Origin of the sequence: Arthrobacter sp. TB 23, assembly GCF_000294595.1 — a bacterium.
Taxonomy (GTDB): Bacteria; Actinomycetota; Actinomycetes; order Actinomycetales; family Micrococcaceae; genus Arthrobacter_D.
In genome coordinates, this window is record NZ_ALPM01000021.1 from 134,054 (window position 1) to 141,017 (window position 6,964).

9 protein-coding genes are annotated in these 6,964 nt (G+C 61.1%); 5 read left to right on the top strand and 4 right to left on the bottom strand.

Going from position 1 to position 6,964, the window contains the following annotated elements; all coding sequences use genetic code 11:
• Positions 1–12: 12 nt before the first annotated feature.
• Complete coding sequence (locus tag B384_RS0102620) at positions 13–486, bottom strand: Lrp/AsnC family transcriptional regulator (protein WP_019481592.1); 474 nt, start codon at positions 484–486, stop codon at positions 13–15.
• A gap of 137 nt (positions 487–623) precedes the next feature.
• Between B384_RS0102620 and B384_RS0102625 the strand changes: the two genes are divergently transcribed.
• The 3 genes from B384_RS0102625 to B384_RS0102635 all read left to right on the top strand — a co-directional run bounded on the left by B384_RS0102625 (position 624) and on the right by B384_RS0102635 (position 2,833).
• A complete protein-coding gene (locus tag B384_RS0102625) occupies positions 624–1,871 on the top strand; it encodes an MFS transporter (RefSeq protein ID WP_019481593.1) in 1,248 nt (415 codons plus the stop codon).
• Between the two features lie 91 nt (positions 1,872–1,962).
• Entirely contained in the window at positions 1,963–2,622 is a 660-nt protein-coding gene (locus B384_RS0102630) for an ArsR/SmtB family transcription factor (RefSeq protein ID WP_019481594.1), read from the top strand.
• A 13-nt stretch (positions 2,623–2,635) separates the two neighbouring features.
• On the top strand, positions 2,636–2,833 hold the full coding sequence (locus tag B384_RS0102635) for a hypothetical protein (RefSeq protein WP_019481595.1): 198 nt from the start codon (positions 2,636–2,638) through the stop codon (positions 2,831–2,833).
• Between the two features lie 41 nt (positions 2,834–2,874).
• Here B384_RS0102635 and B384_RS0102640 read toward each other — a convergent pair whose 3' ends face one another.
• From B384_RS0102640 to B384_RS0102650, 3 genes are read right to left on the bottom strand one after another with little or no spacing between them, the layout of a single operon-like run.
• Positions 2,875–3,387 (bottom strand): Lrp/AsnC family transcriptional regulator, encoded by a 513-nt coding sequence (locus B384_RS0102640; RefSeq protein ID WP_019481596.1) that lies wholly within the window; start codon positions 3,385–3,387, stop codon positions 2,875–2,877.
• A 43-nt stretch (positions 3,388–3,430) separates the two neighbouring features.
• A complete protein-coding gene (locus tag B384_RS0102645) occupies positions 3,431–4,441 on the bottom strand; it encodes an NAD(P)H-dependent flavin oxidoreductase (protein ID WP_019481597.1) in 1,011 nt (336 codons plus the stop codon).
• Positions 4,441–4,896 carry a MarR family winged helix-turn-helix transcriptional regulator gene (locus B384_RS0102650; RefSeq protein WP_035766240.1) on the bottom strand — a complete coding sequence of 152 codons (456 nt, stop codon included), beginning with the start codon at positions 4,894–4,896 and terminating at the stop codon, positions 4,441–4,443. The genes B384_RS0102645 and B384_RS0102650 overlap by 1 nt, the downstream gene beginning before the upstream one ends.
• Positions 4,897–5,006: 110 nt before the next feature.
• On the opposite strand from B384_RS0102650, the gene B384_RS0102655 reads away from it, so the two are divergent.
• Both B384_RS0102655 and B384_RS0102660 read left to right on the top strand, forming a co-directional pair.
• On the top strand, positions 5,007–5,438 hold the full coding sequence (locus tag B384_RS0102655; protein WP_019481599.1) for an NUDIX hydrolase: 432 nt from the start codon (positions 5,007–5,009) through the stop codon (positions 5,436–5,438).
• A 332-nt stretch (positions 5,439–5,770) separates the two neighbouring features.
• On the top strand, positions 5,771–6,964 hold a 1,194-nt coding region (locus tag B384_RS0102660), incomplete at its 3' end, for a pyridoxal phosphate-dependent aminotransferase (protein WP_019481600.1).

Here is a 6,964-nt window from a genome sequence, read left to right on the forward strand (position 1 = left end):
GTCCGGGAAAAATCAGTTCTCCTCGGCGAGGGTCTGCAATAGCGGTTCGGTGCGGTACGGGATGTGTTCGTGCAGGGCCAGGACGGTCTCGGTGCGAATCACTCCCTTGATCCGCAGGATCGATCGAAGTGCAGATTGCAGGTGATGCGTGTCGGTTGCGGTGACACGACACCAGATATCGCCACGGCCCGAGATCTCATGGACTTCCAGTACCTGATAGAGGCGTCGAAGGCCAGCAATGACGCCGTCGAGCTCGCGGTGGGAGACCTCGATAGTGACGAAGGCCGCAACATCGTAGTTGAGCGCTTCCAAATCCAGTTCGCGACCGCTGGATCGCAGAGTCCCAGATCTGAGCAACCGTCGAATACGTGACTGGGCTGTGTTGCGGGCAACACCCAGCTGATCGCTGAGTTCGCCAATCTGTGCCCGCGGATCCCGAACCAGCTCCAGAAGGAGCCGGATGTCGACCAGGTCCAATTTGCTCATGACGCCCACTTCCTGTCAGTAACGTTGTCAAAAATTGGTGATAACGCTCAAGTTTACTATCCAAAATGCTCCGATTGCACCTGAGAACCGGAGAATAAGGGGGATATGTGCTGTTTGTTTAACTGTATGGAGTCGAAGTGAGTGTTCTCAGCGAGCTGCGGATGAAGCCGTCGGACAAGGTCCGCTGGGGCTGGGACGCGTCAGTCAAAAGTCGGTTGGTGCTGGCTGCGGTGGTCATCTCGACCCTCCTTATCGGGGCCAACCTGGCAACGCCGATCTATCCACTCCTGCAGTCAAAGATTGGAATTTCGCCGCTCGAAGTCACAGTGGCTTTCTCCGCCTATGTGGTGTCGCTGGTGGTCGGCTTGCTGCTCGTGGGCCATTGGTCTGACCATGTTGGCCGGCGGGCGGCCCTGGTGCTCGCCGTCCTGATCGGTTTTGCCGGGGCAGGGGTATTCGGAGCAGCAACCTCGCTTCCAATGCTGGTTCTGGGGCGCTGCCTGCAGGGTGCGGCGGTCGCCCTGGCGACCGGGGCCAGTTCCGCTGCATTGCGGGACCTATTGCCACACCGACCAGACTGGGCTTCACGATTCACGCTGCTGGCGTCAGCCGGGGGAGTTGCTGCCGGGCCAATCATCGGCGGCTTGCTATCCCTGCTGCCCGATCCCAGCAGGACCCCGTTCGCCATCTATTCTGTGGTCCTGCTGATGCTCCTGGTTCCGCTGCTCACCCTGAAGGCCCGGCCAGCCATCAGGACGGCTGACCCAGCGTCGCCCCTCCGTGCCCTGAAGCCGCGTCGTCCCGCTGTGTCGAAAGCCGCTGGTAGGGCCTTCTGGAATGCATCAGCAGTTGGATTCCTCAGTTTTGCCGTTTTCGGTTTCACCCTCAGCCTGGCGCCGACGTACTTTGCCTCGCTCGCCGACACTAGCTCCCGGCCCCTGATCGGGCTCCTGGCAGCTCTGGTCCTGGCCTCGTCGGCGCTGAGCCAATTGATGAAGGTGCGGGGTAGGCATGTCGTCGGACTCGGGCTGACCGCACTAGGGGTGGGGGTGGCACTGATCCCTGTGGCTGGGTCTATCGACAGTGTGCCGCTCTTGGTTGTGGCGTGTGTTATTGCCGGGGCGGGACAGGGGGTGGCGTTTCGGATGGTGTTCAACGAGGTGTCCCTGCGGGTGGAGCCATCCCAGCATGCCCAGATCATCAGTACCCTCTATGTCCTCACCTACCTGGGAAGCAGCCTTCCGGTGGTCGGCCTTGGTGCCGCCACCCAAGCGTGGGGACTGGACCGTTCGGTAGCGGGCTTCGCGGGACTGATCGCTCTGGCAAGCTTTGCTCTGGCAATGCGAAGCCTGCGCAGCACACTTCGAGGCCACCTCCCTGGGTAGCTTTCACCGCCCAGCTACTGAGGCCCCACTACAAAGATTTCTATGCAAAGAAACCCTTGCAAAGAAAGTTTTGTAACTGTATCTTGGGTCTATGAGTACACGCCACGGATCCGACGCCCAGTCAGCCGACCGCACCCTGGATCTCGCCGGGCTCAAAGCGCTGTCTCATCCGCTTAGAATCCAGCTTTTGGAGCAGCTATCTCAACTCGGCCCCCAGACCGCCAGCACACTTGCTGCCCGGCTTGGAGAATCGAGTGGTGCGACCAGCTATCACCTTCGCCAACTCGCCAAGCACCAACTGGTCCGAGAGGTGGAGGGTAAGGGCTCAGCCCGGGAGCGCTGGTGGGAGCGTCCACCGGGTGCGCTAAGCCTGTTTTCCAGTGATCTGGCCGAAGATCCTGCGGCCCTGCACGCGTCTCGAATACTCAACCGTGAGATTGAGCATCACCGGGCGGCTCTGTTACAGGACTTCATGGAACAAGGCTATGACTACCTCCCACAGGACTGGTTTGACGGGTCGGTTATCGCCACCATGAACGCCCGGCTGACTGCCGGGCAGCTGGCCGAGATCACTGAAGAGATGCTTAACCACGCCAGAGCCCTTCTGGCGAAATATCGTGACAGCGGCGCTACCGATCCCGACGCTCGCGCAGTGCAGCTGCACTTCAACGCTTTCCCCATCCTGCAGGGACAATTCGACATTCCGCTACAGCATCAGGGGAAGCCAGCTTCATCCGAACCTTTGACGTAGAAAAGAAGCAGTGATGACCACTTTTGCCACCTATTCCCCGTCCGTCAGGCCCACGGGTTTCGACGCCCTTCTCATCCTGGTGGGTCACCGCCTGGTCTCCATCGGCGAGCGACTCGCACTCGATCAGGCCCGCGACAGTGAAGCAATCCATGCTCACGACGAGCGACGGCGGGATCTAGCGGCCGCGCACCACTCAGGCCTGCGGCTGTAGGGGCCCAGCTGCACCTGGCCCCGCAGCGTCCGTCGTCGAGGCTAAGGCAACACCCCGGTATTGCCCGGTAAATGGTTGAACACCAGGGTCGTCTCGGTGTGGCCTACCACCGGATCTGTCGTCAGATGGTCCAGTACCCAGTCCCGCAGGACCTCCGTGCTTGGCACCGCCAGATGCAGCAAATAGTCCACCGATCCTGCGACGTGAAAGGTGGAAACTACCTCCGGAAGATTCGGCACCCGATCAGTGAACCGATCGATCTCCTCGCGATTATGACCCTTGAGCTGGACCGAGACCATGGCCTGAACGGCGCGGCCAATTGCCGCGAAATCGAGCTGTGCGTGATACCCGCTGATCACTCCGCGGTCCACGAGTTGTCTCGTTCGTAAGAGAGCCGTCGACGGCGCCACCCCGATCCGCTCCGCGAGCTGCGCGTTGGTGATCCGTGCGTCGGCGACCAGCTCCTTCAGGATCTGCTGGTCTGTCTGATCGAGCATCGGGGTATCCCGCGCACGGTTGGGGGCGGCTAGGGTAGGTGCGGCGTCTTCAGCCATGGGCAAGCCACTTCCTCGTGAACGATTGCGGTTGGGTTCCACCCTAGCGGTCGAGCTCGGCTATTAGGTGTGCCACCAGGTCGGTCGCCCCAATCGGCTGAGCGGCGCGGTACCCCGTGCCGGCCCACAACGCCAGCAGCTCAGGATCGCCAGCAGCTGCGGCTGCCGCGCGCAGGGATGATGTCAGATGATGCACTTCCGGGTATCCGAGCGGGGCATCGCGGTGTTCCCTCATGAACTGATTCTCGAGCCCCCTTGCCGGTCTTCCGCTGAATGCCTGGGTCACCGCAGTCCCCGGAAATGCCAGGGAGGCGAGAGCGTCTTTGTGGATCTGGCGCGCACCGCTTTCATGGGTTCGCACAAACAGTGTTCCGAGCTGAACGGCTGTCGCCCCGGTGTCGAGCGTCCGCCGGATGTCCCGTCCTCCGGTGAGACCCCCCGCTGCAATCAGTGGGACTGTGGAGTTCGGGATCAGCGAGGCAATCAGGGCTGCAATGTCGGTGGTTGGCCTCTCGGCCGGATGGCTGGGATCGAAGACAGCACTGTGGCCTCCCGCTGAACTGTGCTGGACTACAGCAGCGTCGACCCCGTGCTCCTGGGCTACGACTAGCTCACGTTGGCATGTCACCGTTGAGATGACCACGGTGCCGCGTTGCTGGAGTGCGCCAATGATTGCCCGGTCCGGTAGCCCGAAAGTCAGGCTTACGAAGGGGACTGGCTCGTCCATCAGGGTGCGGACTTTGGAGTCCCAGCCGTCGTCGTCGTACTGGGGATCGGGCAGTACCACGCCATAACGGTCAGCAAGGGAAGCCAGCTTCGCGCGGTAGGCCAACAGCGGTTCCCGGTTTTTCGCAGGACCACCGGGAACGAACAGGTTCACCCCGAAAGGCAGGCCGGTCAAGCGGACCGATGCAATCTCAGCGCGCAAAGCCGTGACTGATTTGTAGCCCGCAGCGAGGAAGCCAAGGCCGCCGGCCCGCGCGACAGCTGACACCAAGGCCGGGGTCGATACGCCGCCGGCCATGGGCGCCGCGATGATTGGGGAAGGGAACATCACTCAGTCCTGTGGTCGGTCGCGTTGACCACTGAAAGGGCAGTGGTGCAGTTAGTAATCAGCTTTTCGAGCTGATGTCGGAGTAATCCGTCGTCCACACCGTCGTCGACGGCGCTAAGCGTCGCTTCGAGCCCGTGCCACGCGGCGTCGGTTAGCCGCCGACCCGAGAGCGTCAGGTCGACCACGTTCGCCCGCGGATCTGCGGCGTTGATCGACACGCTGACCAGGCCCTGCTCCCTGAGCTGGTGGACGCGTTGAGTGACCGATGCCCTGCTCACGTCGAGTCCCTGGGCTATTGCCCGCTGCGGAGACGGGCCAGCGATGCGAAGGGTCAACAGGACCAGGAAAGGTGCGTAGTGGATGCCATGACGTGCGATGAGGTACTCGTCGGACACCCGGGTCACCAGTGTTGTTGCCCGGTGCAGCTTGAACACGGTCGACTGTCGGAGATCCATACTGTTAAGTAGTTAACATTTTGCCCGGCGGGTCAAGTTCCAGCATCTGACGAGCGATACATTGCCGGGAGCAGGACCACTCACACCGCACGCTGGTTAGACTTGCCGCCATGAGTGCTGCATGGGATACGAGGATTGGGGCTTACGGGCTGATTATCGACAACGGCAAAATCCTTCTGGCGCATTGGAACGAATCCGGGGCCGCTGGCTGGACTCTTCCCGGCGGAGGTTTGGAGTTGGGCGAAGACGCGCCGGCTGCTGCCGTCCGCGAAATATATGAAGAGACCGGCTACACGGCCGAGCTCGATCACCTGTTGGGTGTCGACAGCCTCCACATCGCAGCATCCGACCGCCTCAACGGTTCTGACAGGCCGATGCACGCACTCAGGATTGTTTATCGAGCTCGCACCATCGATGGATCGCTCCGCCATGAGGCTAATGGATCGACCGACCGGGCCGCCTGGGTGAACCTCTCCGACCTGCCCACCCTTGACCGGGTGGGGCTGGTAGATGTCGCCTTATGCATGGAGAATTTACTGTGAGGACAATCAGTGAACATGCTGCAGCAGTGCGGATTTACCCAGCGGGTTAGCGCCCACTGCACGAATCACTTCCCTGGTACGCCGGTGAATCAGGCCTGGCCAACGCGCTCGTCGGGAGAGCTTCGAGGCTTACGGCGTCGAGGGCGGGTCGAGAGTTGTTAGCCTCAGGGCTGGACCAGTATAGGCAGATCTGAGCGGCCTGCCGCCAGGGAAGAGGTCCAGGCCAAGGACTATCGGAATAGGTTCCGTCAGCCGTAACGAAAGGCAGCGCCGAGAGGCGCTACGGAGTGCTAATCACGTATCCCACCGCTCTGCTGTGGCATCCTGTGTAAATGGCAGAATTCAAGCAGTCAAACAAGCTCCAGAACGTTCTCTACGACATCCGGGGGCCGCTGCTCGATCATGCCAAGTTCATGGAGGCCGAAGGACACCGGATCCTGAAGCTGAACATTGGTAATCCAGCGCCGTTTGGTTTCGAAGCCCCGGAAGCCATCCTGGTGGACATGATCCGCCATCTCCCCAAAGCCCAGGGCTACAGCGACTCCCGCGGCATTTTTTCAGCACGAACGGCAGTGGTGCAGTACTACCAGGGTCGCGGCCTTACCCACATGGACGTCGACGACGTCTACCTGGGCAACGGTGTCAGCGAACTGATCACCATGTCGTTGCAGGCCTTGCTGAACAACGGCGACGAGGTACTCGTGCCCACCCCCGACTACCCACTGTGGACCGCATCGGTGTCCCTGGCCGGTGGCACTGCCGTGCACTACCTCTGCGACGAGGAAAACCATTGGTGGCCCGATCTCGAGGATCTTGCAGCAAAGATCACGAGCCGGACCAAGGGAATAGTACTCATCAACCCCAACAACCCCACCGGGGCGGTCTACCCACGCTCAATCATCGAGGGGATGGTGAAGTTGGCGCGCGAGCACGACCTCATCATCTTCGCCGATGAAATCTACGAAAAGATCCTGTACGACGATGCGGTTCACATCAACGCGGCGACCGTCACGGGTGACGACGTGCTGTGCCTGACCTACAGCGGTCTTTCGAAGGCATACCGGATCGCCGGGTTCCGAAGCGGCTGGATGGCGATTACTGGGCCCAAGCATCGGGCTGCAGATTACATTGAAGGGATCAACCTGCTGGCCAACATGAGACTCTGTGCCAATGTTCCGGCCCAGCACGCGATCCAGACAGCGCTGGGCGGGCACCAGAGCATCAATGACCTCATCCTGCCCGGGGGACGGCTGAAGCAGCAGCGCGATAAGGCCTATCAGCTGTTGAACGAGATCCCCGGCGTGAGTTGCGAACTGGCGCAGGGTGCGTTGTACCTGTTCCCACGGCTGGACCCCGAAATGTATCCGATAAAGGACGACGAACAGTTCGCCCTCGACCTGCTCAAGCAGCAGAAGATCCTGATCTCCCACGGCCGCGCCTTCAACTGGATCAATCCCGACCATTTCAGAATGGTCACGCTGCCCAACGTGGACGACCTTGAGGATGCCATCGGCAGGCTAGCCGAG